Origin of the sequence: Microbispora catharanthi, assembly GCF_006334915.2 — a bacterium.
In the GTDB taxonomy this organism is placed as follows: Bacteria; Actinomycetota; Actinomycetes; order Streptosporangiales; family Streptosporangiaceae; genus Microbispora; species Microbispora catharanthi.
The window spans coordinates 285,776-309,198 of the sequence record NZ_VDMA02000006.1 but is presented as its reverse complement, the minus strand read 5'-3'; the positions used below and the strand labels follow the sequence as shown (position 1 = coordinate 309,198).

The window sequence follows — 23,423 nt, the reverse complement described above, 5'->3', positions numbered from 1 at the left end:
CGCACAGTCGCCCGTCCATTGACGTACGTACAGCGTACGTGACACGCTCACAGGGATACGTACGGTGTACGTCAAGGGAGGTCCCCCGTGTCGACCCACGAGCTCTACACCATCCCCGCCGAGCTGTCCACGTGGGACGTGGAGATGACCGGAGCGGCCCGGTTCACCTGGGAGTACGACGACGGCCGGGACCGCATGCTCGCCCTCTACCAGAAGGGCAAGGACAAGCAGTGGGACTCCGTCAAGCGGATCGACTGGGACCTCGAGGTCGACCCCTACGACGTGCTCGGCATCCCCGACACCACGCTCGCCATCTACGGCTCTCCCTTGTGGGACCGCATGGACCGCCGACAGCGCGACGAGGTGCGCAGGCACAACGCCGCCTGGCAGTTCTCCCAGTTCCTGCACGGCGAGCAGGGCGCGATGATCTGCTCGGCCCGGATCGTCGAGTCGGTGCCCGATCTCGACTCCAAGTTCTACGCCGCCACCCAGACGATGGACGAGGCGCGGCACGCCGAGACGTACGCGCGGTTCCTGCAGGAGAAGGTCGGGCTCGCCTACCCCATCAACGAGCACCTCAAGGCGCTGCTGGACAGCACGCTGAACGACTCCCGGTGGGACATGCCCTACCTCGGCATGCAGGTGCTGATCGAGGGCCTGGCCCTGGCCGCGTTCGGGGTGATGCGCGACATCACCACCAAGCCGCTGCCCAAGCAGATCCTCGCGTACGTGATGCAGGACGAGGCCAGGCACGTGGCGTTCGGCCGGATGGCGCTGCGCGACTACTACCGCAACCTGTCCGACGCCGAGTTGCGCGAGCGCGAGGACTTCGTCATCGAGGGGTGCTACCTCATGCGCGACCGGCTGCGCGGCGAGGAGATCTGGGAGACCGTCGGCCTGTCGCGACAGGAATCCGCCGAGGCCATGGAGTGCGTGGACCGGTCGGAATACCTGCGGCTGTTCCGTTCGCTGCTGTTCAGCCGGATCGTCCCCTGCGTGAAGGACATCGGCCTGTGGAGCCCCCGCCTGCAGAAGGCGTACGCCGACATGGGCGTGCTCGACATGGCCGGGCAGAGCCTCGACGCGCTGATGCGGCAGGACGAGGAGATCGCCGAGCGGCTCGACGCCGAGCGCTTCGCCCGTGAGGAGGAGGAACGGGCGGAGGAGGTCGCCGGGACCATCGCCGCCGCGGGCGACTGACCGCGGCTCACATCGTGATCGTCACCACCGCGGACGCCGGCCAACCGATCGGCGAGATTGGCGATCCTTGTCCCCATATATGGGGAATCCTTGCCATACTCCGTCTTCGTGACTGTGGAGTTGACGCGGAGTGGCCGCGGGTCTCGCCGGATCACGGTCGTGGCGATCGCCGCGGTCGTCTTCCTGCTCGCCGGCGTCGGCGCCTACGCCGTCGCCTCCAACGTTCGCAAGCAGGACACGAAATACTGCGGCCACGACTGCGTTCCCGGCCTCGAGATCGGCACCGTGGTGGAGGCGCTGCAGGGCCAGGGACACACCTGCGCCGACAAGAGGCGGTTCTGGTCCTGTGAGCTGAGAATCGGCAAGGTCCGGTTCGAAGCGGACCTCTTCCGCGCCGTCAACGTGGCGGACTTCTACGAATACATCAGCAAGGTCGAGGCCAGGATCATCAACCCGGACAGCACTACGGCGGCGGCCGGGTTGGACTACATGTCGTGGTTCGCGACGCTGCCCCACCGTGACGATCCCCCGACGGTCAAGAAGGTCGGCGGCTGGCTGGCCGAGCAGATCGCGGGCGACGGGGATATCGCCTTCATTCTCGACTGGGAGTACGCGCTGGAGCGGAACGCGAACACCCGATCCATCGAGCTCACGATGAAGAGGAGACATTGATGGCGGCGCCACCCGGCTGGCCGTACTCTCCCGACGGCAGGTTCTGGTGGGACGGCGCCGCCTGGCAGCCGGTGCCGACGCCTCCCGGAACACCCGCCCAGCAGGGCCTCACCGCGGCGCCGCCTCCCAGGCCCGCGACCGGTCACCCGTCCGCGGCCTCGCCCGGGCCGCAGACACCCGGGCCGCAGACACCCGGAGCGCAGGCGGCCCAGCCGTACGCCGTCCAGCAGACGCCCCCGTACGCGCCCCCAGGAACCGGGGTTCCTCCTCCGGCCCCCTCCGACGCCGGCCCTCGGCCCCGCCGGGCGGGAACCGCGGTGTTCGTGCTGGTCACGGTGGGTACGCTGATCGCGGCGCTGGCGCTGGGCGGGGTCGCCGGCGGTGCCGTCGGCCTGGCGACCACCGAACCGGTGACGGACGCCCCCGCGCCTTCCTTCCCTGGGAGGTTCCCCACGGGAAGGCAGCGCTACCTGCCCAAGGTGACGATCACCATGGTCGCGGTGAACTGGCTGCAGGCGGCCAATTCGTGGAGCTGCGCGAGGTCCGCGGCGTCCGACCCGCTGACCGGCGCCAAGATGGGGATGATCTGCCGGCCCGGCGACGCCGCCAGGCTCCATATGTCCGTCTATATCTGGTACGACGGGCCGGACAAGGTGCTGTCCGTGAAAGCCCGCTGCGATCTCGGCGCCAGATCGAAGGCGTGCACGAGCCTCTTCTCGATGATGGCCGACACTCTGCTTTCTCCCGATCGGACCCTGCGCGGGCAGGCGGAGGCGTGGGCGGGGAAGAACGCGGACAAGGCGGCGGTGACGGCCATCGGCGGCGTCCGGCTGGAGACCAGCCCGCGTCCGCACAGCATGGAAGCCGTGCCGGCGATCTGAAAGATCCTGCCGGCCACGATTCCCCTCGGCGACCCGCCATTCCACGTGACGGCACGGAGGAGCGAGCGAGCCGCGCGGGAGCGGCGTCCCCCTTCCGGCTCCGCCGGACCGGTGGTTCACGCGGCCAGTACGAGCACCGCGACCAGCGCCGCGGCGGCGACGGCCAGCGCGCCCGCCCAGGCGATGCGGGCGTCCAGCCGGTGGTCGAGCGGACGCCCGTGCCGGAGCGTACGCTCCAGGGCGCGGTGCCGCCTCCCGGTGCGCAGCAGCAGGACCGCCCCGGCCAGCGCGGCCGCCGCGAAGGGGACGGCGAGGCCGGGCAGGTCGTGGCGGACCATGATCCCCGCCGCTCCGACGGCCGAGCCCGACATGGTCACGGCCGTGCGGACCCAGGCCATCCGGGTCCGCTCGCTGTGCAGGCCCGGCCTCGGCTCGCCGTTCACGCGCCGCTCACCGCGCCAGGAGGATGAGGAACAGGGCCAGGACGGCCACCCCGGCCACGCCGTACCCGAACATGGGGGCCAGGGCGGGCGGCGGGAGTGCGCGGTCCTGCCGGAGCGCCCGGTCGATGTGCCTCCAGCGGGGATAGGCCGAGCCGGCCGCCACGGCGGACAGCAGCACGAGCACGACGGCGAGCAGCGTGCGCACCCACGGCACGAAGACGTCCTCGGGAACGACCGCGATGGCGATGCCGCCCGCGCTCAGCGCGAGGGAGGTGCTGATCCAGGTGAGGAACGTGCGCTCGTTGGCGAGGACGAAGCGGGGGTCGGGTTCGTTCTCTTCCATGCGAGAACGCTATTTCTGCCCCTTTTCCCCTAGATTTGCCGGGTTGCCACTTCTTAGGGGAGACAGGACGACGCCACACGCGTTGTCGTGGCGATCAGGTGGCGTAGCCTGTCCTCCGACTCCGAACCGGGCTCTGCGGCGAACAGGTCCATCCCCTGCAGCTCGGGGTCCCCGGACAGGCCGACGAGCTCGGCGGACAGCCGCAGCTCGCCTGCGACCGGGTGGTCGAGGACGTAGTCGCGGTGCGTCGCGACGGCCACGTGATGCTCGTGCCACAGTTTCCCGAACTCGGGGCTCTGCCGGCAGATGGTGTCGACGTGCTCCATGATCTTCGCGTTCTGCGGGTGACGCGCGGCCAGGACGCGGAGCTGGGCCACGTGCTCCCGGGCCAGCCGCGGCCACCCCTCGCCGTGCATGCGCCTGATCCCCTCGTCCAGGAAGATCAGGTGGGCGATCGTCCTGCGCTCTTCCGGGATCGCGGCGAAGTCGGCGAACACGGCGGCCGCCGGCCTGTTCCAGGCCACCACGTCGGCGTGCCGCCCGAGGACGAGCGCCGGGGTGAGCACCAGCGAGTCCAGGACACGCTGCAGCCCCGGCCTGACCGGGGCCCGCGCGACGTCCTGGCGCCGATGCGCCGGGCGGGCCAACGCGTGCAGGTAGGCCCGCTCGTCCCCGGTAAGCCGCAGCACGTCGGCGATCGCGTCCAGCACCTCGGCCGAGACGTTCCGACTGTTGCCCTGTTCCAGGCGCGTGTAGTGACTGACGCTGACCCCCGCCGCGAGCGCCAGCTCCTCGCGGCGCAGGCCGCGCACGCGCCGCGTCCCGTTGCCCTTGTAGGGCAGGCCGACGTCCTCCGGCCGCACCCGCGCTCTGCGGGACTTGAGGAACTCGCTGAGTTCGACCCCTCGATCCACGGTCGTCCAGCCTAGGCGACTTTTGAGTAGTCAGAACTCGGGGCTGGCTGGGACCCGGGGCCGCGATCAGGCTGCCTGCATGCGATCCGTGATCCCTCTCGTCCTTCTCGGCCTGGGCAGCTCGATCACCGCCCTGGACTTCACCGTCGTCTACGTCGCGCTGCCGCAGATCGCCCGCGAGGCGGGGTTCTCCCCGTACGCGCTGCAATGGGTGGTCAGCGGCTACGCGGTGCCCTTCGGCGGCTTCCTGCTGCTCGGGGGCCGCCTGTCCGATCTGCTCGGCAGGCGGCGCATGTTCGTCGCCGGCCTGCTGCTGTACGGCGCCGCCTCACTGCTCGGCGGGCTGGCCTCCTCCCCCGCACCGCTGGTCTGCGCCAGGGCGCTGCAGGGGCTCGGCGGAGCGGTGCTGATGCCCGCGACCCTCTCTCTGGTCGTCACCATGTTCGCGGAGGGGCCCGCGCGCAACCGGGCGATGACCGTGTGGGCGACGTGCGGCGCCGCCGGGCTGAGCCTCGGCGCGCTGCTCGGCGGCGTCCTGACCCGCGCGTTCGGCTGGGAGGCGGTCTTCTTCGTGAACGTGCCGCTGACCACGGTGGGCGCCGCTGCGGCGTTCGCCGTGCTGACACCGGACGGGAGGCGGCGGGCCGGCGGACTCGACCTGCCGGGAGCCCTCATCGGCACCGCGGGCGTCACCGGACTCGTGTTCGCCGTCGCGCAGGGTCCTCAGCGGGGCTGGACCTCCCCCGGCGCCCTGGCGTCCGCCGCCGCGGCGGCCGGGCTGCTCGCCGCCTTCCTCGTGATCGAGGCGCGGAGCCGCGAGCCGTTGCTGCCGCCGCGGCTGCTCGCCAACCGGCACACGGCCGCCGGGGCCGGGGTCATCCTGGTCTACGGCCTGACCCTGCAGTGCGTGCCGTACTTCCTCACGCTGCACTTCCAGGACGTGCTCGGCTACGACGCCGCCGCGTCGGGCCTGGCCTTCCTCGGTCCCACCCTCGCGATCACCGCGGGCAATCTGGCCGCCGAACGGCTCATCCCGCGCCTCGGCCTGCGCGGCACGCTGATCCTCGGCATGGCCGTGGGGGCGACGGGCACGGCGGTGCTGGCGTGGCGCCTGTCGGCCGACGGGTCCTACCTCGGTCTGCTGGCCGGCGTCGTCGGGTTCGGGGTCGGCGCGGGCCTGTGGTTCTCCACGATGTTCATCCTCGCCTCGACCGGCGTGGCCCCGCAGGAGCAGGGCGTGGTCTCCGGCCTGTCCTCCACCGTCCTGCAGGCGGGCAGCGCCGCGGGCCTGGCCGTCCTGGTGGCCGTGGCCGGCCGCGGGACCGCCGGCCTGACCGGGGAGGCGCTGCGCGCCGCCACCGCCGGCGGTCTGCGCTCCGCCGTCCTGGTCGCCGCCGTGATCTCCGTGACCGGCGTGGTGGTCACGCTCGCACTCGGTCCGGCCGGAAGGGACCGGCTCGCGGACCGCGCCTGAGCGGAGGGGGCGGTGCCGGGGGCCGGGTCAGAGGCAGGCCCGGCTGACCTCGCGCAGGTAGCTCGCGCCGTCGGTGGCGACCTTCTGCGCCGCGTCCACCGCCGCGTTGGCGTCGTCGACATCGAGCTTCTTGAGGCTGTCGGCGAGTCCCTGGAGGGCGTCCCTGAGCGTGGTGTCGGCGGCCTTGTTCGCCATGTCCTCCAGATCGGCGGCGCCGTCCTCGATCTTCTTGCGCATGGCGGCGGGGTCGTCCACGACCTTGCCGATTTCGCTGATGGTCTGGGTGATCAGTCGCGTCGACTCGGCGCACGTCTGCGCCTTGTCCGCGCTCGCGCAGCCGGAGGCGAGCAGGACGGCGGCCGCGCAGGCGGCGGCGAACGGGAGGAGTCGCATGCCGATCACCCTACCCAACGGCGGCCCGCCCGCCGCGGAACCGAAGCCGGGGCGCCCTTCGGGCCCCTCCGCACTCACCCCGTCATCACCGCGTCGTCACCGCGTCATCACCTCGGCGACGACGCCGCGGAAATACCCCGCGACCTCGCGGGCGAAGGCGGTCCTGGACACTCCGGCCCGGCACAGGGCGTCGCCGTGATCAAGGGAGACCACGGCCAGCACGCCCGCCAGCAGCGACCACCACAGGGCCGAGGCGATCACCCGCGACAGCCGGGAGGACCTCAGGAAGGACCGCCGCAGCCGGTCACGGTGGAAGGGCACATGGCGCAGCTCGTCGGCGAGGATCCGGCCCGCGACCTCCGCGGCGAGCAGGTCCCGAACGCCGTCGCGCACCGCCCGGTAGTAGCCGAGCGCGACCACCTCGGCGAGCATCAGGACCATCAGCTCCGTGCGCAGCCCGAGGAGCCGCCGCAGCCGGACGAAGGCGGCGTCGGTCCAGTGTCCGGAGATCGTCGCCGCGCCCGCCGCCTCCAGGAGCCGGCCCAGCAGGCGGGCGTGCTCGCACTCCTCGGCCACGAACAGGCGGACCGCCTCCGCGTACACGGGGTCGCCCGCCTGACGGGCCTTGTCCATCAGGCGGGCGCCGTCGCCGTCCTCCCCCACCTGGAACCGTTGGAGGCTCCGTACGAGGGCGGGCTCCAGCCGTGCTCCAGTCGGGGTCGCCCCAGGTGCGCCGCAACAGCGCCGCGCCCTCGAAGTCGCGTAACCAGGCGGTGAAGTCGCCCGTGTCGACCGTCGTCGTCATGGCCCACGAACCTACGGAAGCGATGTGCAGATCCCGAGGGGGAGTTTGTAGAGGTTCGGCGTACACGGCCCACGGACGCGGGGGCGCGTCGGGCACCCGATCGCGGGCCGTAGCATCTGCGGCATGGGGAATTGCGAACACCTGCTCGTGGCGGCCGACCCTGAGCCGCTCACGCCCGAAGGCTGCCAGGAGTGCCTGGAGCGCGGCATGCGATGGGTCCACCTGCGCAAGTGCCTGGAGTGCGGCCACATCGGCTGCTGCGACTCCTCTCCCGGCAAGCACGCCACCGCTCACTACAAGGAGATCGGCCACCCGGTGATCCGCTCGTTCGAGCCGGGAGAGAACTGGCGCTGGTGCTTCGTGGACCAGCGCCTGAGCCAGTAGGCCGCGCCCTGAGCCCGCTCAGCCGCGTTCGAGCGTCGCCTCTTCGAAGTCGAGCTCCTGCATGACGCGATGGAGGACCTCGTCGTCGATGCGCCGCTCGTCGCGCAGCCGCACGAACACCTCGCGTTCCGCGGCGAGCATCTCGCGGCGCAGCCGCCGGTAGAGCGAGGCGGGCGTCTCCTCGCCCTCGGGGCCGGTGCCGCCGCCGAGCCGCTCCCAGGCGTGCAGGGCCCGGCGCTCGGAGCGGGTGCGCAACTGGTCGACGACCTCTTCGTGGACGTCCAGCACGCCGTCGGAGGTGAGTTCCTCCAGCCGCGCCAGGGCCGCGGCCGCGGCGGCCTGCTGGGCGCCCGCCTCCGCGAGGTCGTCGGCGTACCGTTCCCGGGCGGTGGAGACGCCCAGCCGCCTGATCAGCCAGGGGAACGAGAGCCCGTGGACGATCAGCGTGCCCACGACGATCGCGAACGTCAGGAACAGCAGCAGGTTGCGCTGGGGGAAGTGCTCGGGCAGGGCGAAGGCCGCGGCCAGCGACACCACCCCGCGCATGCCCGCCCAGCTCGTCAGCATCACGTTCTGCCAGGACGGCGTCTTGGGCTCCCGGGCGCGCACCCGCTTCGACAGCATCCGCGGCAGGTAGGTGCTGGGCGGCACCCACGCGATCCGCACGAGCACGACCACCAGGAACAGCACGATCGCGTACGTCGCCAGCTCTCCCGGCCGCTCGCCGTTCAGCCCGGCGATGATCGGACGCAGTTGCAGGCCGATCAGGGCGAACACGATCGACTCCAGGACCAGGTCGGCGACCTTCCACACCGCGCCCGACAGCAGCCGGGTGCCGTACGTCGTCCGGCTGAGCTCGTGGCCCAGGTAGATGCCGACGATCACGACGGCGATCACCCCGGAGGCGTGCACCGCCTCGGCCGCGAGGTAGGCGGCGTACGGCACGAGCAGCGAGACGCCGTTGGCGATCAGCGCGTCGTCGAGCCGCCGCAGCACAAACCCCGCGAGGTAGGCGATGGCGAGGCCGATCGCCACGCCGAGGCCGGCGGCCAGGAGGAACTGCCCGCCGATGTCGAGCAGGTCGGCGGCGGCGCCGGTCACCGCGCCGACCGCGACGCGGTAGGCGGTCAGCGCCGTGGCGTCGTTGAACAGGCTCTCGCCCACGAGGATGGTCAGCGCGCGTCGCGGCAGGCCGAGCCTGCGTCCGATGGCGACCGCCGACACGGCGTCGGGAGGGGCGACGATCGCGCCGAGCGCGAAGGCCGCCGCGAGCGGGAGCTGGGGGACGATCGCGTGCGCGACGAAGCCGACCACCAGGGTGGTCGCCAGGACGAGCCCGACGGCCAGGAGGCCGACGGGCCTGGCGGCGTCGCGCAGCCGCAGGTATGAGCTGTCCAGCGCCGCCGAGTAGAGCATCGGCGGCAGGAAGACCACCAGGACGATATGGGGGTCGAGGCTGTAGTCGGGGACCCCGGGCACGTAGGAGGCGGCCAGGCCGGCCACCACCAGGAGCAGTGGGGCCGACCAGTCACGCCATCTGGCCAGGGCGGCGACGCCGAGGGCGCCGGCCGGGAGCAGGAGGAACTGCAGTGCCGTTGATGTGTCCATCAAACGACGAGGTTACTTACAGCTGCAACTCCCGCGGACCGGGACCCTCACCACCCCCGTGAGGTATCCCAGCCCTCCCCGTCCTCGTCCGACCAGGGGATCGGGGAGTCCGCGGCGGGCTGCCCGCCGCGCCGCCCCCCGCGGCGCTCGTGCTCGGCGTGCTGGTCCGGGGCCTGACCGGCCGGCCACTGGTCCGGCCGCAGGCGCTCGCCCGTGGTGTAGAGCGGCGGTTCGCTCGCGTACTGCTCGCTCGGGTGCTGCTCGTTGACGTAGGGCCGGACCGCGCCGAGGCCGAGGGGGTCGCTCGGGTCGACCGCCCCGGGCTGCGGCCCCGCGGGCTGCGGGGCGTGAGGTTGCGGGGCATGAGGTTGCGGAGCCTGGGGGTAGGCCGGCTGCGGCCCGGTCTGGGCCGAGGAGGCGACGAGGCGGTCCTGGGTGGGCGTGCCCCGGGCGACGAGCACGTCGTTGGGGCCGAGCGCGGCGGGCGCCGGGTAGGCCTCGGGGGCCGGGGCGGGCGGCGGCACCGGCGGACGGGCGTACTGCCCCGTCCCCGGATAATCGGGGCCGGGATAGTCCGGGTAGTTGTAGCCGGACGGGGCGGGCTGCTCGGGGAACCCGGCGTCGTGCGATCCGCGACGGTCCCGGGCGACGTATCCGTTCTCGCCCTGCGCGTAGCCGTCGCTGGCCCTGCCGTACCCGTCCGGGGCCTGGCCGTAGCCGTCGGGCGCGGTGGCGTGGCCCTCGTCGCCTGCGTACCCGTCCCGGACCTGGCCGTACGGGATCTGGGGCGCGTTGTGCGGGGCGTTCTGGGGCGCGCCGTAGGGGTCCTGCGCCGCGTATCCGTCACCGGGCTGCCCCGCGTACGCGTCGGGCACGGCGTAGGCGTCCTGGGCCCGCGTCGCGTACGCGTCCGGGGATTCGGCCGCGTACGGGTCGTGGACCTGCGTGGCGTACGGGTCGTGGACCTGGGTCGCGTAGGCGTCCTGCCCCTGGTCCTGCGGGTGCGCGGGGTACGGCTCCTGGGGGGCGTAGCCGTCCTGGCCCGCCGTTCCCTGCCGGGGGAACGGTCCCGTCCCGGCGTCCTGCTCCTCGCCACCCGCCTCGGCGAAACCCTCGTCGAGAGTGTCGATCAGCCGTCCCACGTCGTTCATGGGCATGCGGAAACTGGCCGTGCACATCTCGCCCCGCCACAGGCTCAGCACCAGCGTGCCGTCGTGCCACGTGACCCGGAGCACACGGTCCTGGCCTCGCGCGTCGAAGAACACCTCGCCGAACGATGGCAGTGGGACAACTTCCGACATGGCAGACATAGTGCCTTTACCTGCCCTTTTCCGTCCACTCGATCTCGGGAACCCTCGCGAAACTTCCGTTTCGCCCCTTTTCGACCTCACTGGGTAGATCGCTGTTGACCTTGAGAGCACTGACATCTCAGTGTGCCACGCGTGCCGGGAGGGAGTTCCTGGAACGCCAGGATGTGGTGGGGCGGACACGCACAGGATGTCGGTGGCACCGGGTAGCGTTCTTCCGTGCCCAAGGACCGTCCCGAGCTCCCGCCCGTCGAAGAACTCCTCACCGCCGCGGTGACCGCACTGGGCGGCGTCGAGCGCCCGGGGCAGGTCAAGATGGCACAGGCGGTGCGCGACGCCGTCGAGAGCGAGGAGCACCTCGCGGTGCAGGCCGGCACCGGCACCGGCAAGTCGCTGGCCTATCTCGTGCCCGCGATCAGGCACGCGGCCGAGAAGGGCGAGGCCGTGGTGGTGTCCACCGCCACGATCGCGCTGCAACGCCAGCTGGTCGACCGCGACCTGCCCCGGCTGGCCGACGCGCTGGAGAGCCTGCTGCCGCACCGGCCCGAGTTCGCGATCCTGAAGGGCCGCCGCAACTACCTGTGCCGCCACAAGATGGCCGACGGGATGCCCGAGGACGAGGACGACCAGCTCTTCGACCCGCGTGAGGTCAGCGCCACCGGCCGGATGGTGCAGCGCATCCAGGAGTGGGCCAACGAGACCGAGACCGGCGACCGCGACGAGATCGTGCCCGGCGTGAGCGACCAGGCCTGGCGGCAGTTCTCCGTGACGGCCCGGGAGTGCCTGGGGGCCCAGCGGTGCCCCAGCGGCGCCGACTGCTTCGCCGAGCTCGCGCGGGAGCGCGCGGGCGAGGCCGACGTCGTGGTCACCAACCACGCGCTGCTGGCGATCGACGCCATGGAGGACTTCGCGGTCCTGCCCGAGCACGACGTGGTCGTGGTGGACGAGGCGCACGAGCTGGTCGACCGGGTGACGTCGGTGGTCACCGGAGAGTTGTCGGAGAGCACGGTGAGCCTCGCCGTGCGCCGGGCCGGACGGCTCGTCGAGCAGGGGGTGGCCGACCGGCTCCAGGAGGCGGGTGAGGACCTGCGCTCCCTGCTGGCCGTCGCCCCGCCCGGCCGCGTCGACACGCTGCCGGGGTCGCTCGGGATGACGCTCGCGCTGGTGCGCGACGCCGCCTTCGCCTGCATCACGGCCCTCGGACCGCGCAACAAGGACAAGGACGACCCGGAGAACGCCGGGCTGCGCAAGGCCGCCTTCACGGCGCTGGACGAGGTGCACGACACCGCCCAGCGCATGCTCGACGCCTTCGGCCCGGCGGCCGGCCGCGACGAGGCCGGAGACGACTCGGAGGACACCGGGGACTCAGGAGGCTCACGGGATTCGGAGCGCGGCGCGAACGGCGGCCCGGGTGACGCGCGGTCCGAGGAGGTCCACCGGGCGGAGGTCGTCTGGCTGGAGGAGGGGCGCGGGCGCGTTCCTCCCACCCTGCGGGTGGCGCCGCTCTCGGTCGGCGGCATGCTGCGCGACAAGCTGTTCGGCGACCGCACCGTCGTCCTCACGAGCGCGACGCTCGCACTCGGCGGCTCGTTCGACAGCCTGTCCCGCCAGTGGGGCCTGCGAGCCGGGGAGTGGACCGGCCTCGACGTCGGCTCGCCGTTCGATCACCCGCGCCGGGGCATCCTCTACGTCGCCACGCATCTCCCCCAGCCCGGCCGCGACGGCCTGCCCGAGGCGTACGTCGACGAGATCGCCGAGCTCATCGAGGCGGCCGGCGGCCGGACGCTCGGTCTGTTCTCCTCCATGCGGGCCGCGAAGGCCGCCACGGAGGCGCTGCGCGAGCGGCTCGACGTGCCGCTGCTCTGCCAGGGCGACGACTCGACCTCGCAGCTCGTCAAGCAGTTCGCGGGCGACCCCGCCACCTGCCTGTTCGGCACGCTGTCCCTGTGGCAGGGCGTCGACGTGCCGGGCCCGTCGCTGACCCTGGTGATCATCGACAGGATCCCGTTCCCGCGACCCGACGACCCGCTCGCCTCGGCCCGGCAGCGGCACGTGGCGGCCACGGGGGGCAACGGGTTCATGGCGGTGGCAGCCACCCACGCCGCGCTGCTGCTGGCGCAGGGCGCGGGCCGGCTGCTGCGGTCGATGGACGACCGGGGCGTCGTCGCCGTTCTCGATCCGAGGCTCGCCACCGCCCGTTACAGCGGGTTCCTGCTCAACTCGCTGCCGCCCTTCTGGCGCACCACCGATCCCGCGAAGGTCCGCGACGCCCTGCGCCGCCTCACCGCCGACTCCTGAGCCGGGCCTCCGCGTGAGGGGAACCCGGCCGCTCCGGCTCCGGTCACATCTTCGTGACCGTGCCGAACGTCTCCCCCGCGTTGAGGCGCCGGACGAGGTCGAGCACGGCGTGCGGCCCGCCGTTCGCGGTGACCCATCGGCTCACCCGGCACGCCGCCTTCGCATAGGTGCGCTGGTCGGCGCCGGCCGCCCGCAGCCAGGCGTCCAGCGTCACGGGCAGCGCGGCGTCCGTGCTCACCAGGCAGCGGTCGGCCGCCGTCTCCGGCGCGAGATACCGCGGGTCGCCGGCGACCAGGACGGCCAGGCCCTCGTCGAACCACTGGGGCACCTCCGCACCACCCGAGTCGAGCCGGGCATGCAGTTCGACGTGCGACATCTCGTGTGAGGCGATGACCGGATCCACCCCCTCGGGCGACAGCATCACCGCCCGGTTCAGCACCGCGACGCCCCGCTCCCCTCCGCCGCCGATCCGGCGGTAACAGCGGTCGCTGAGGCAGGCGAGGATCCGCGGAGAGGCCTGCCTGCCGCCGTAGAAGTCGCGGACGCGCCGCTCCGCCTCCTCCACGGTGGAGACCACCTGCCGCCTCCGGTCCGGCGGCAGTCCCGATTCCGTGTAGACGTCCGGAGCCAGCCGCTCCAGCCCGTAACAGCCGGGGCAGGTCGTGGCGGCGACCGACGGGAAGGCCACCGCCACGACGGCGGCCGCGGCGATCGGCAGGGCCGCGAGCACGACGAGCAGCCACACCCGTCCGCGCCGGGGCACGCGCCGTCGTTTCCACGCCATCGTCACTCCCCTTGCTCGAATTGGGCATCGGCGTCCACTGCGCCGGTGGTAGTGAAGCAGGATCCTCGCGCGATGCCCGCCCGTCGCGCATCGGACCGTGGTAGGACCTCCTCTGGTCTGAGGCGGCGTTCGCACCGGCCGGGCTGCCGGTGGCGCCGGTGCGGGGGCCGCGCGCCGCCATCCGCGCCTCGGGCAGGGCGTGAGGCCCGCAACCGCGCGTAGAGTGCGGGGGATGAGCGCTGACACCCCTGTCACGTCGGTGTGCCTCACCCGGGGCGGCCGACCGGCCTTCGTCGTGAACGTCGAGGTCTTCCTGGAGCGAGACGGCCGGTGGCTGCTCATCCGGCGCGGCAGGCGGGAGGCTCACGCACCCGGCATGCTCGCCGGCGTGGGCGGCAAGGTCGAGGTAGACGGCGCGGGACTCGACGTGCTCGAGGAGACGGCACGGCGTGAGGTCGCCGAGGAGATCGGGGTCGACATCACGGGAGCCCGACTCTCCTATGTGGAGAGCGGGTTCTTCGTCACCGACGACGGCGACCCCGTCGTCAACGTGGTCTTCCGCGCGACGATGCCGCCTCACGCCCAGCCCGTGGCCGCCTCGCCGGAGGAGGTGGAGGAGTTCCTCTGGCTCACCGCCGCTGAGGTCGAAGGCGATCCGGACTGCCCACCCTGGACATCGCGGAGCCTGCGCCGCGCGACGGCGCTGATCGGCACGCCGGCGTAGTCGTCGGCGGGGACGCGCCGGCACCGCGGCGCGGGCCCGCCGGGTCGGGGAGAGGGAGCAGGGTCAGGGAGCAGGGGGCAGCGGACCGAGCTCGGGCCGCTTGGGGGCGAGGCCGTCGCCGGAGGACGTGCCGCGAAGGCGCCGCCCGATCCACGGGCCGAAGTGCTCTCTGAGCCACTGCACGTCCTCGCGGCGCTTGGCCCTCGGGTCCACCGTCTCCCGGGGCGGCCAGGTCTTGCGCCAGTCGTCCTCGCCGGGCACGCCCAGCACGTGCAGGACCCGGGCCGCGACCAGGCGGTGGCCCTCGGCGTTCATGTGCAGCCGGTCGCCGCTCCAGGCCCGCCAGTCCCGCAGTCCCTGCATCGACCACATGTCCACCAGGTGGCAGCCGTACAGGTCGGCGATCGAGCGCACGTGCATGAAGAAGATCGCGAACTTGCCGCGCAGCTGCCGCATGATCGGGGTGTCCCGGGGATCGGTCCCGGTGAACAGCACGACGTCGGCGCCGGTGGCCCGCAGGTCGCGTACGGCGGCGGCCAGCTTCTTGGCCATCTCGTCGGGGTCGGCGCCGGGGCGGATGAGGTCGTTGCCGCCCGCGCAGAAGCTGATGAGGTCGGGCCTCAGCTGGACGGCCACGGGCACCTGGTCGGCGACGATCTGGTCGATCAGCTTCCCCCGCACCGCGAGGTTGGCGTAGCGGAAGTCCGGTTCGAGTAAGGCGAGCCGCTCGGCGACCCGGTCGGCCCAGCCCCGGTAACGGACCACCTCACCCGGCGCCGGAGGGGGCGCGTCCGGGAGGGGGTCGTTGAGTCCCTCGGTGAAACTGTCTCCGACCGCCACGTACGACCGGTAGCCCATGGTCCCTTCTTTCGTCACTCGCCCATGTCCGCGATCGCGCGCAGCGCGAGCTCGTACGACCGCATGCCGAACCCCGCGATCGTCCCGGTGGCCACCGCCGCCACGACCGAGGTGTGGCGGAACTCCTCCCGCGCGTTCGGGTTGGAGATGTGCACCTCGACCAGCGGAGCCGTGCGCTGCGCGATCGCGTCGCGCAGCGCGTACGAATAGTGGGTGAAGGCGGCGGGGTTGAGGACCACGGGGGTCCTGCTGTCGGCCGCCTCGTGGATCCAGCTCACCAGCTCGGCCTCGTCGTCGGTCTGCCTGACCTCCACCGACAGGCCCAGCTCGCGGCCGGACTCGCGGCACAGGGCGGCCAGGTCGTCGAAGGTCTGCGCGCCGTAGACGTCGGGCTCCCGGCTGCCGAGACGGCCCAGGTTGGGCCCGTTCAGGACGAGCACCTGCCTCATCGGGCGACCTCCCGGTAGGCGGCTTCGAGCAGCTCCTCCGAGGGGTTCTCCAGGCGGGCGGGCCTGCCGATGTCGTCGAGCACGACGAACCGCAGCACCGCTCCCCTGGCCTTCTTGTCCACGCGCATGTGCTCGCGCAGCCGCGGCCAGGCGTCGGCGCGGTAGGAGGTGGGCAGCCCGACCGATTCGAGGATCGAGCGTGTGCGGTCCACGACGTCGCGGCCGACGCGGCCGTCGAGCCGGGACAGCTCGGCGGCGTAGACCAGCCCGATGGCCACGGCCTCGCCGTGCCTGATGCGGTAGTCCTCGACCCGCTCGATCGCGTGGGCGAGGGTGTGGCCGTAGTTGAGGATCTCCCGGATGCCGCTTTCGCGCAGGTCCGCCCCGACGACGTCGGCCTTCACCCGGATCTTGCGCTCGACCAGCTCGCGGGTGTGCTCGCCCTCGGGGGTGCGGGCGGCGGCGGGGTCGTCCTCGATCAGCATGAGGATCGTGGGGTCGGCGATGAACCCACCCTTGATGATCTCGGCGAGGCCGGCGACGTAGTCCTCGCGCGGCACGCTCGCCAGCGTGGCCAGGTCGCACAGCACGCCCTTCGGCGGGTGGAAGGACCCGACCAGGTTCTTGCCCTCGGGGGTGTTGATGCCGGTCTTGCCGCCGACGGCCGCGTCCACCATGGCCAGCAGCGTGGTCGGCACCTGCACGACCTGGACGCCGCGCAGCCACGTCGCGGCCACGAATCCGGCCAGGTCGGTGGTCGCCCCGCCGCCGACGCCGACGACCGCGTCGGAACGCGTGATGCCGTACCGGCCGAACGCCGACCACAGCTCGGCCGCGACGTGGACGGACTTGGCCTCCTCGCCGTCCGGCACGGGCAGGGCGACGACCTCGTGTCCGGCGCCCTCCAGGCTCTCGCGCACGGGCCTGGCGATCTCGGGCAGCCCGGCGGGGTGGATCACGGCGACCGTGCGCACCTTCGCGTCCAGCAGGCCCGGCAGCTCCGGCAGCACATCGGTGCCGACGACGACGTCGTACGGGCTCTCGCCGCGCACGGTGATGCGTGTCGCGGTCACAGCGCCCCCTCGATCTCGGTCACCACGTCCTCGGGCTCGCGGCCGTCGGTGGCGACGGTGATCGCGGCGAGGCCCTCGTAGATCGGACGGCGCTGCTCCATCAGCTGCCTCAGCCGGCTGCGCGGGTTCAGCACCAGCAGCGGGCGGGCCGAGGCGAGACCGACCCGCTTGACCGCCTGGTCGAGCCCGACCTGGAGGTACACGACCCGGTGGCCGGACAGCAGCTTCTGGGTGTGCTCGTGCATGATCGCCCCGCCGCCGAGCGCGAGCACGCCCGGGTGCGTCTCCAGCGCGTCGCGCACGGCCTGCGCCTCCAGCTCGCGGAACCTCTCCTCGCCGTCCTCCACGAACACGTCGCTGACGGTCTTGCCCGTGACGGCCTCGACGTCGGCGTCGGTGTCGCGGAACGGCAGGCCGAGGCGGTCCGCGAGGAGCCGCCCGACCGTGGACTTGCCCGAGCCGGGCGGGCCGATGAGGACCGCGGCGGGGCCTTGGGACGCCGATTGCATGATCACAAACCCTATTACTTGATGACCAGGGACGACAGGTAACCCGACAGGTTGCGCGCGACCTCTTCGACGGAGTCGCCGCCGAACTTCTCGACGGCCGCGTCCGCGAGCACCAGCGCCACCATCGCCTCGGCGACGATCGCGGCGGCCGGGACCGCGCAGACGTCCGAGCGCTCGTGGTGCGCCTTGGCCGGTTCGCCGGTCAGCACGTCGACCGTGGCGAGCGCGCGCGGCACGGTGGAGATCGGCTTCATCGCGGCGCTGACCCGCAGCGGCTCGCCGTTGGTCATGCCGCCCTCGACGCCGCCGGCCCGGTTGGTCATCCGGCGCACGCCCTCGGGGGTGTTCTCGATCTCGTCGTGGGCCCGCGAGCCGGGGCGGCGGGCGGTCTCGAAGCCGTCGCCGACGGCGACCCCCTTGATCGCCTGGATGCCCATGAGCGCCCCGGCGAGGCGGGAGTCGAGACGGCGGTCCCAGTGGGTGTAGCTGCCGAGGCCCGGCGGCAGGCCGTAGACGACGACCTCGACCACGCCGCCGAGGGTGTCGCCGTCCTTGTGCGCCTTGTCGATCTCGGCGACCATCGCCGCGCTCGCGGCCGGGTCGACGCAGCGCACCGGGTCGGCGTCCACCGCCTCCATGTCGCCGGGGCCGGGAAGCACGTCGCGGGGCGCGACGGCCTCGCCGATCGAGGTCACATGGCTGACGATGTCGACGCCCAGTGCCTGCTTGAGGAAGGCGCGGGCGACCTGGCCGAGCGCCACCCGGGCGGCGGTCTCCCGGGCGCTGGCCCGGTCGAGCACCGGCCGCGCGTCGTCGAAGCCGTACTTCTGCATGCCGGCGAGGTCCGCGTGGCCGGGACGGGGCCGCGACCGCGGCGCGTTGCGCGCCTGGCCCTCCAGCACCGCCGGGTCCACCGGATCGGCGGCCATCACGGTCTCCCACTTCGGCCACTCGGTGTTGCCGATGCGGATCGCGACGGGCGAGCCGAGCGTGCGGCCGTGCCGTACGCCGCCCGAGATCGTCACCTCGTCCTGCTCGAACTTCATCCGCGCCCCGCGGCCGTATCCGAGACGGCGGCGGCGCAGCGCCTCGGCGAGGTCGGCGGTGGTCACCTCCACCCCGGCGGGCAGGCCTTCCAGGATCGCGAGAAGCTCGGGGCCGTGTGACTCCCCGGCGGTCAACCAGCGCAGCATGGTGACAAGTCTTCCATGTGCGCCCGACTGCGGCGTCCCCCTGACACCCCCATGACCGTACGCGGATGCCCCCTGACCCGAAACCGCACGTGCTACCCACCGGGGAAAGCCCCGGGAAAGGCCACTGCGACGAGCGCCCCCGCGAGCATGAAAGGGCCGAACGGGAACTCGGTCGTGCGGGTGGCTCTGCGGGCCAGGAGCAGCCCCACGGCGTACAGCGCGCCGAGGACCTGGCCCGCCATCCCGGCGACGACCGTGGCCTGCACGCCGAGCGCGCCGGTGAGCAGGCCGATCAGCCCGGCCAGCTTGACGTCGCCGAGCCCGAGGCCCGTGGGGCGGGCGAACCACAGCACGGCGTAGACGGCGCCGAGCGCGCAGCCCGACGCCACCGCGGGCAGCAGGCGGCCGGACGGCGCGAGCAGGGCCAGCAGGATCGGGTACGACGGCAGCGTGATCGCGTCGGGCAGCCGCCAGGTCCTCCGGTCGATCTCCGCGAGCGCGGCCCCCGCCACCACGGCGTACAGCCACGCGGCGAGCACCCAGCCGTCGTGGACGCGCCAGGCCACCAGCGCCGCGGCCAGCGCGGTCGCGCCCTCGACCGCGAACGGCGGGCGGGGCAGCGGCACGGTGCGGGCCGCCGCCGCGAGAGCCTTCCGCGCCTCTCCGCGGCGGCTCTCGCGCCGGTCGTCCGGCTCCGCGCAGAACCCGCGGGAGGCCGCCCGCGCGTACACGCCGGCGATCAGGCCGAGGACGGCGGCGAGGACGACGAGGGGCACGCGGCCGACACTAACGCCCGCGCGCCGCCGAGGGCCGGGGTGCGGGCCCCCTGTGGACGACCGCGTTCCTGTGGACGACGCGGCCGTCGCCGGCCGCGCGGCCCGTCTCGGCCCGCGGCGGGTCGAGCGTCACAGGAGGTCAGCCGGGGTCGGGCGGGATCGGGCGGACGTTCGGGTGCCACGGCGGCACAGGCGTGTCAGGCAGGAGGTGCCGGGCAGCGCGCGGGGCGGCGGTCGAGGCCGCTCAGGCGCGGCGGCGGCTCCACCAGCGGCCGCGGCGCTTGTCCTCCGCGGTCCCCAGACGGGCCACCGTGGCACCCGGCACCTCGCGGGCGAGGCGGTCCACGGCGGAGGCGTCCCGCTTAGCCTCCTCCACCGTGGCGAGCGCCTGCAGCATGCCGCCCTCGATCACGAACGGGACCGGCCCGGCCACGTCCACCACCACGGCGGCGGCGCTCTCGTGCCGCGCCGCCTGGCAGACCTGCGGGGCCGTGGCCTGCACCGGCCGGGCGTCCGGGCGCCACCTGCGCATCGGCTCGGTCCCGGTGAAGGCGAGCACGGCCTCACGACCGTCCTTGCCGACCAGTTTCGGGAGGGCCATCTCGCTCTCCTTCTCCTGGCGCAGGCCGTGCTCCCCCACTTCCGACTCGGTGAGCAGCGCGACCACGGGCACCAGCAGCCTCGTCCCGGCGAGCGCCGCCAGGACGTCGGCCGCCGTCGCCGTGCCGGCCTGGAACGCCGACAGCGCCGACGCGACGGACGCGTCGGTGCCGCCGTCGTCGTCGGGGCGCAGGGGCTGCGGAATCGATGGCACGTCTCCCGACCCTACCCAAGGACCGCGCCGGAGGCGTCAGCCCAGGTCGGCGATGGCGATCACGGGGCCTCCTCCGGACGGGCCCTGATGGACCGCCGCCACGGAGACGAACACGGCCGGGTCGCCGGTCACGCTCGCCGCCACCCCGCCGACGGTCGCCTTGATCTGGCGATGCCAGTGGACGTCGGAGTCGTCGAGCATGATGTTGCGCCGCCCGCGTACGCGGCCCGACGGGTCGGCCTCGCACTTGATGAACAGGTTCACCAGCCGGTCGCCGAGGTCGTCCGGGTGCGGGCGCTCCGGTAGGTCGACGCCCGCGCCGCGGATGGCCTCCCAGATCCCGTCGGCGTCCAGGGCGTCCTTCATGACCGAGTGGCCGGCGCGGTAGCGCCCGCCGATCCCGCGTACGTTGCCCACCACGACGATCTGGGCCCGGTCGAGCTCGACGCCGCTGGAGCAGGAGGCGACCGACGAGTAGAGCGACAGGTCCTTGTGGATCTGCTCCGCCGAGGGCGTCTCGATCTCCCCGAGCGCGACGGCGATGCCGAGCGCCGTGGTGGAGTTGGAGATGTCCATCGACTTCAGCGTGTCCTCGGTGACGACCGTCTGGCCGCGCTCCTTGGCGTCGGTGATCGTGGACAGCGTGAGCAGCGGCGTCTTGGTCTGCACGTAGTGGACGTCGGCCGGGTCGTCGATGCCGGCGATCTTCATCGCCTCGCGCACCCCGGCGGCCACCTTCTCGACCATGGCGGGCCTGCCGATGTCCTCGGGGAGGATCACCTCGCTCATCGCCACGCCGACGCTCACCCGCGGCTCGTCGGTCCGTACGGCCGTGGCCGGATCGACGGTCGCGAAGATCGTCGCGTGCGGGCTGAGCACGCCGTCGGTGCCGCCGGACCACACCAGGGGCACCTGCGCGGCCTCCTCGGCGGTACGCGTGCCCTTGGCCACGAGCACCTCGCGGAAGGCCCGGTCGGCCAGGATCCGCGTGTAGTCGTTCACGCCGCCGTTGCCCTCGGTCTTGCCGATCACGGCCAGCACGCGGTCGGCCTCGATCACGCCGTCGTCGATCAGCCTCGCCAGCCCGGAGGCGTCGGTGACGCTCTCGATGGGAACCTTCCGTACCTCGATCGGATCCGGCACTATCTCTCCACCCCTCTGTACACCCTCGTACCGATATTTCCTGACAGCGCGGCACCGATGTGGTGCAGCGAGGTGATCACGGCCCGTCCCCCGGTCTCCTCGGCGAAGCACAGGGCGGCCTCGACCTTCGGCCCCATGCTGCCTCCGGCGAAGTGACCGGCCGCCTGCAACTCGCGCAGGGCGGCCACGTCGATCTCCCCGATCGGGCGGGCGCGGGGCGTGCCGAAGTCGACGGCGGCGTACGGCACGTCGGTCGCGATCACGAGGTCGGTGGCACCGACGGCGACCGCCAGCGCGGCGGCGGCGAGATCCTTGTCGATCACGGCCTCGATTCCGGTCAGCGTGCCGTCCTCCCCGCGCACGACCGGCACTCCCCCGCCTCCCGCGGCGACGACGGTGAACCCGGCGTCGATGAGCGCGACGGCCGCGGGGGCGTCCAGGATCTCCACGGGCCGCGGCGAGGCGACCACCCGGCGCCATCCGCGGTCGAAGCGCCGCCACACCTGGCCGTGCCCCTCGAATCGGCGCGCCTCCTCCTCCCCGAAGTACCGCCCGATCGGCTTGACGGGGTCCTGGAACGCCGGGTCGGCCGGGTCCACGAGCGTGCGGGTGACGATCGCCGCCACCCGGGCGTGCCCCGCCTCGCGCTGCAGGGCGTTCATGATGAGCGTGCCGATCGTGCCCTGCGTCTGGGCCACGCACCAGTCGAGCGGCACCGGCGGCACGACGTGGGCGGCGAGCTGGTTCTTCAGCAGGAGATTGCCGACCTGGGGGCCGTTGCCGTGGGTGAGCACCACCTCGTGCCCAGCCCTGCTCAGCGCCGCCACGTGGGCCATCGCCTCGCCGATCGCCCGCTGCTGGTCAGCCGGGGACGCGCTCCCGTCGGGAGCCGTCATGGCGTTGCCGCCCAGTGCGATCAGTACGCGTCCGCCCACACCCGGAAACTATCCAGCCCCATCCGGGCCTTCATTGGCGAGTCTCGCCCACCCCTGCCGCATTCATGGGCAGATTTCACCAAGCTCGGCAAACACGCTCGGCACCGAGCGGCGGAGGCCGTCACCACCGGGGTCCGGGCACATGGCCTTCCCGTCGCCGGCCGGCTCCGGTCCGAGGCGACTTCTGCCAGAATGCTCGCCACTGCCCCCCTTTCATGGAGATCCGCATGGCCACGCCTCAGGTGCGTCCCGGGCTCACGCACGAACGCGTCGGCGTCTTCGCCGACGCGATCTTCGCGATCGCCATCACGCTGCTCGCTCTGGAACTCCCCCGCCCTGAGGGCGAGGACTTCCAGCGGCTGGGCGCCTTCTTCGGGGACCACTTCGGCTCCTTCATGGCCTTCGCCATCGCCTTTCTCATGCTCTGGTTCGCCTGGCGGGCCCATCACACGCTGTTCGACCAGATCGAGCGGGTGTCGCAGTCGATGCTCCTGCTGCACATCCCGCTGCTGTTCTTCGTGGCCGTCCTGCCGTACACGACGTCGATCTTCGGCGAGACCAACGCCAGCCACCTGCCGGCCGAGGCGGACGCGAGGGCCCTGGCGACCGGCCTGTTCGCCGGCAACGAGGCCATCCTGCTGCTCGCCCAGGGCGCGCTGTTCACCCTGGTGCTGGCGCAGCGCGTGCACCGGCCGGACGCCGACCTGCGACGCCTGCGCGGCAACGCCTGCATCTACTGGGCCATCGGGATCTACTGGCTGCTGACCGCCGCGGCGAGCGCGTGGGCGGTCACCGCGGTGCCCTTCCTGTGGCTGGCGACCCCGCTCGTCGCCGCCGGCACGGTCCGTGTGCTCAGGATGAGGCGGTGAAGCCGCGCAACACGTCCGCGATCTCGTCGACCTCGGTGAGCTTCCCCGACGCGACCGCGATCACGAAGTCGTAGGCGACGTCGTCGTCCCGCGGTTCGATCTCCACTCCGTTCTTCGCACAGAAGACGTACATCGTGAGCCATGCCGCTCGCTTGTTGCCGTCCACGAGCGGGTGGTTGGAGAGGATCGAATGCAGGATGGCCGCGGCCTTGGTCAGCAGGCCCGGGTAGGCGTCCCGCCCGAACAACGACGTCCGCGGACGCAGCAGCGCCGCCTCGAGAAGCCCGATGTCACGCACCTCGACCGGCGCTCCCGTCGCGTGGCGGGCGATGCGCAGCCCCTGGTCAAGGCTGATGTAGCGGATCACTCTCCCAGCCTGCGCAGGAGGTCCGCGAAACGCTGGGCCCCCTTCTCGGCCAGCATGTCGGAGTACTCGTCGTCGGCGACGCGGGCGAGGTAGTCGTCGATCGCGTGCAGGGCGATCTGCTGCATGCTCCGGCCTTCCTTCTCGGCACGCCGCCGGAGGGCCTCGGTCTGCTCGTCGGTCAGGCGAAGCGTCATGGCCATGCCTTCA

General features: G+C 72.7%; 27 protein-coding genes. 8 read left to right on the top strand and 19 right to left on the bottom strand.

Going from position 1 to position 23,423, the window contains the following annotated elements; all coding sequences use genetic code 11:
* Nucleotides 1-87 precede the first annotated feature (87 nt).
* The 3 genes from FH610_RS14020 to FH610_RS14010 all read left to right on the top strand — a co-directional run bounded on the left by FH610_RS14020 (nt 88) and on the right by FH610_RS14010 (nt 2,753).
* Nucleotides 88-1,200 carry a ferritin-like domain-containing protein gene (locus FH610_RS14020; RefSeq protein WP_139574811.1) on the top strand — a complete coding sequence of 371 codons (1,113 nt, stop codon included), beginning with the start codon at nt 88-90 and terminating at the stop codon, nt 1,198-1,200.
* 108 nt (nt 1,201-1,308) lie between these two features.
* On the top strand, nt 1,309-1,872 hold the full coding sequence (locus tag FH610_RS14015; protein WP_139574810.1) for a hypothetical protein: 564 nt from the start codon (nt 1,309-1,311) through the stop codon (nt 1,870-1,872).
* On the top strand, nt 1,872-2,753 hold the full coding sequence (locus FH610_RS14010; RefSeq protein WP_139574808.1) for a hypothetical protein: 882 nt from the start codon (nt 1,872-1,874) through the stop codon (nt 2,751-2,753). Before FH610_RS14015 ends, FH610_RS14010 begins: the two co-directional genes overlap by 1 nt.
* Before the next feature lie 116 nt (nt 2,754-2,869).
* Here FH610_RS14010 and FH610_RS14005 read toward each other — a convergent pair whose 3' ends face one another.
* Genes FH610_RS14005 through FH610_RS13995 form a run of 3 tightly spaced genes read right to left on the bottom strand, consistent with a single transcriptional unit; the run spans nt 2,870 to nt 4,453 of the window.
* The gene (locus FH610_RS14005) at nt 2,870-3,196 is read right to left on the bottom strand and encodes a DUF202 domain-containing protein (RefSeq protein WP_240808958.1); all 327 of its coding nucleotides are present in this window, start codon (nt 3,194-3,196) and stop codon (nt 2,870-2,872) included.
* A 7-nt stretch (nt 3,197-3,203) separates the two neighbouring features.
* Nucleotides 3,204-3,539, bottom strand: a complete 336-nt coding sequence (locus FH610_RS14000) for a YidH family protein (RefSeq protein ID WP_139574806.1) — start codon at nt 3,537-3,539, stop codon at nt 3,204-3,206.
* A gap of 53 nt (nt 3,540-3,592) precedes the next feature.
* Nucleotides 3,593-4,453 (bottom strand): helix-turn-helix domain-containing protein, encoded by an 861-nt coding sequence (locus FH610_RS13995; RefSeq protein ID WP_139574804.1) that lies wholly within the window; start codon nt 4,451-4,453, stop codon nt 3,593-3,595.
* Between the two features lie 79 nt (nt 4,454-4,532).
* Between FH610_RS13995 and FH610_RS13990 the strand changes: the two genes are divergently transcribed.
* Nucleotides 4,533-5,927 (top strand): MFS transporter, encoded by a 1,395-nt coding sequence (locus tag FH610_RS13990; RefSeq protein ID WP_205825754.1) that lies wholly within the window; start codon nt 4,533-4,535, stop codon nt 5,925-5,927.
* 27 nt (nt 5,928-5,954) lie between these two features.
* On the opposite strand, the gene FH610_RS13985 is transcribed toward FH610_RS13990, so the two are convergent.
* Nucleotides 5,955-6,320, bottom strand: coding sequence for a hypothetical protein (locus FH610_RS13985; protein WP_139574802.1), 366 nt, complete (start codon nt 6,318-6,320; stop codon nt 5,955-5,957).
* Between the two features lie 96 nt (nt 6,321-6,416).
* A complete protein-coding gene (locus FH610_RS13980) occupies nt 6,417-6,983 on the bottom strand; it encodes a ferritin-like domain-containing protein (protein ID WP_139574800.1) in 567 nt (188 codons plus the stop codon).
* 265 nt (nt 6,984-7,248) lie between these two features.
* On the opposite strand from FH610_RS13980, the gene FH610_RS13975 reads away from it, so the two are divergent.
* On the top strand, nt 7,249-7,509 hold the full coding sequence (locus FH610_RS13975) for a ubiquitin carboxyl-terminal hydrolase 14 (protein WP_139574798.1): 261 nt from the start codon (nt 7,249-7,251) through the stop codon (nt 7,507-7,509).
* 18 nt (nt 7,510-7,527) lie between these two features.
* Here FH610_RS13975 and FH610_RS13970 read toward each other — a convergent pair whose 3' ends face one another.
* Both FH610_RS13970 and FH610_RS13965 read right to left on the bottom strand, forming a co-directional pair.
* A complete protein-coding gene (locus tag FH610_RS13970; RefSeq protein ID WP_139574796.1) occupies nt 7,528-9,117 on the bottom strand; it encodes a Na+/H+ antiporter in 1,590 nt (529 codons plus the stop codon).
* Nucleotides 9,118-9,164: 47 nt separating this feature from the next.
* Nucleotides 9,165-10,418: a hypothetical protein gene (locus tag FH610_RS13965; protein ID WP_139574795.1), complete on the bottom strand. Its 1,254-nt coding sequence runs from the start codon at nt 10,416-10,418 to the stop codon at nt 9,165-9,167.
* A gap of 225 nt (nt 10,419-10,643) precedes the next feature.
* Between FH610_RS13965 and FH610_RS13960 the strand changes: the two genes are divergently transcribed.
* Nucleotides 10,644-12,722, top strand: coding sequence for an ATP-dependent DNA helicase (locus FH610_RS13960; RefSeq protein ID WP_139574793.1), 2,079 nt, complete (start codon nt 10,644-10,646; stop codon nt 12,720-12,722).
* A gap of 43 nt (nt 12,723-12,765) precedes the next feature.
* Here FH610_RS13960 and FH610_RS13955 read toward each other — a convergent pair whose 3' ends face one another.
* Nucleotides 12,766-13,506: a hypothetical protein gene (locus FH610_RS13955; protein WP_205825753.1), complete on the bottom strand. Its 741-nt coding sequence runs from the start codon at nt 13,504-13,506 to the stop codon at nt 12,766-12,768.
* A 232-nt stretch (nt 13,507-13,738) separates the two neighbouring features.
* Between FH610_RS13955 and FH610_RS13950 the strand changes: the two genes are divergently transcribed.
* Nucleotides 13,739-14,230, top strand: coding sequence for an NUDIX hydrolase (locus FH610_RS13950; protein WP_139574792.1), 492 nt, complete (start codon nt 13,739-13,741; stop codon nt 14,228-14,230).
* Between the two features lie 63 nt (nt 14,231-14,293).
* On the opposite strand, the gene FH610_RS13945 is transcribed toward FH610_RS13950, so the two are convergent.
* The 9 genes from FH610_RS13945 to FH610_RS13905 all read right to left on the bottom strand — a co-directional run bounded on the left by FH610_RS13945 (nt 14,294) and on the right by FH610_RS13905 (nt 21,980).
* The gene (locus FH610_RS13945) at nt 14,294-15,088 is read right to left on the bottom strand and encodes an SGNH/GDSL hydrolase family protein (protein WP_139574967.1); all 795 of its coding nucleotides are present in this window, start codon (nt 15,086-15,088) and stop codon (nt 14,294-14,296) included.
* Between the two features lie 14 nt (nt 15,089-15,102).
* On the bottom strand, nt 15,103-15,537 hold the full coding sequence (aroQ, locus tag FH610_RS13940) for a type II 3-dehydroquinate dehydratase (RefSeq protein WP_030505341.1): 435 nt from the start codon (nt 15,535-15,537) through the stop codon (nt 15,103-15,105).
* Nucleotides 15,534-16,610 carry a 3-dehydroquinate synthase gene (gene aroB, locus FH610_RS13935; protein WP_139574790.1) on the bottom strand — a complete coding sequence of 359 codons (1,077 nt, stop codon included), beginning with the start codon at nt 16,608-16,610 and terminating at the stop codon, nt 15,534-15,536. The genes aroQ and aroB overlap by 4 nt, the downstream gene beginning before the upstream one ends.
* A complete protein-coding gene (locus FH610_RS13930; RefSeq protein ID WP_139574788.1) occupies nt 16,607-17,119 on the bottom strand; it encodes a shikimate kinase in 513 nt (170 codons plus the stop codon). The genes aroB and FH610_RS13930 overlap by 4 nt, the downstream gene beginning before the upstream one ends.
* A gap of 14 nt (nt 17,120-17,133) precedes the next feature.
* A complete protein-coding gene (gene aroC / locus FH610_RS13925; protein WP_139574787.1) occupies nt 17,134-18,312 on the bottom strand; it encodes a chorismate synthase in 1,179 nt (392 codons plus the stop codon).
* A gap of 92 nt (nt 18,313-18,404) precedes the next feature.
* Entirely contained in the window at nt 18,405-19,088 is a 684-nt protein-coding gene (locus FH610_RS13920) for a prepilin peptidase (RefSeq protein WP_139574785.1), read from the bottom strand.
* A 244-nt stretch (nt 19,089-19,332) separates the two neighbouring features.
* On the bottom strand, nt 19,333-19,902 hold the full coding sequence (locus FH610_RS13915; protein WP_139574783.1) for an SseB family protein: 570 nt from the start codon (nt 19,900-19,902) through the stop codon (nt 19,333-19,335).
* Between the two features lie 36 nt (nt 19,903-19,938).
* Nucleotides 19,939-21,045: a barbiturase gene (gene bar / locus FH610_RS13910; RefSeq protein ID WP_139574781.1), complete on the bottom strand. Its 1,107-nt coding sequence runs from the start codon at nt 21,043-21,045 to the stop codon at nt 19,939-19,941.
* Nucleotides 21,045-21,980, bottom strand: coding sequence for a carbamate kinase (locus FH610_RS13905; protein ID WP_240808957.1), 936 nt, complete (start codon nt 21,978-21,980; stop codon nt 21,045-21,047). Before FH610_RS13905 ends, bar begins: the two co-directional genes overlap by 1 nt.
* Nucleotides 21,981-22,207: 227 nt before the next feature.
* Between FH610_RS13905 and FH610_RS13900 the strand changes: the two genes are divergently transcribed.
* Nucleotides 22,208-22,849, top strand: a complete 642-nt coding sequence (locus tag FH610_RS13900; RefSeq protein WP_161628002.1) for a TMEM175 family protein — start codon at nt 22,208-22,210, stop codon at nt 22,847-22,849.
* On the opposite strand, the gene FH610_RS13895 is transcribed toward FH610_RS13900, so the two are convergent.
* The gene (locus tag FH610_RS13895) at nt 22,833-23,216 is read right to left on the bottom strand and encodes a type II toxin-antitoxin system death-on-curing family toxin (RefSeq protein ID WP_139574777.1); all 384 of its coding nucleotides are present in this window, start codon (nt 23,214-23,216) and stop codon (nt 22,833-22,835) included. The genes FH610_RS13900 and FH610_RS13895 overlap by 17 nt on opposite strands.
* The gene (locus FH610_RS13890) at nt 23,213-23,416 is read right to left on the bottom strand and encodes a type II toxin-antitoxin system TacA family antitoxin (RefSeq protein ID WP_240808956.1); all 204 of its coding nucleotides are present in this window, start codon (nt 23,414-23,416) and stop codon (nt 23,213-23,215) included. Before FH610_RS13890 ends, FH610_RS13895 begins: the two co-directional genes overlap by 4 nt.
* Nucleotides 23,417-23,423 lie beyond the last annotated feature (7 nt).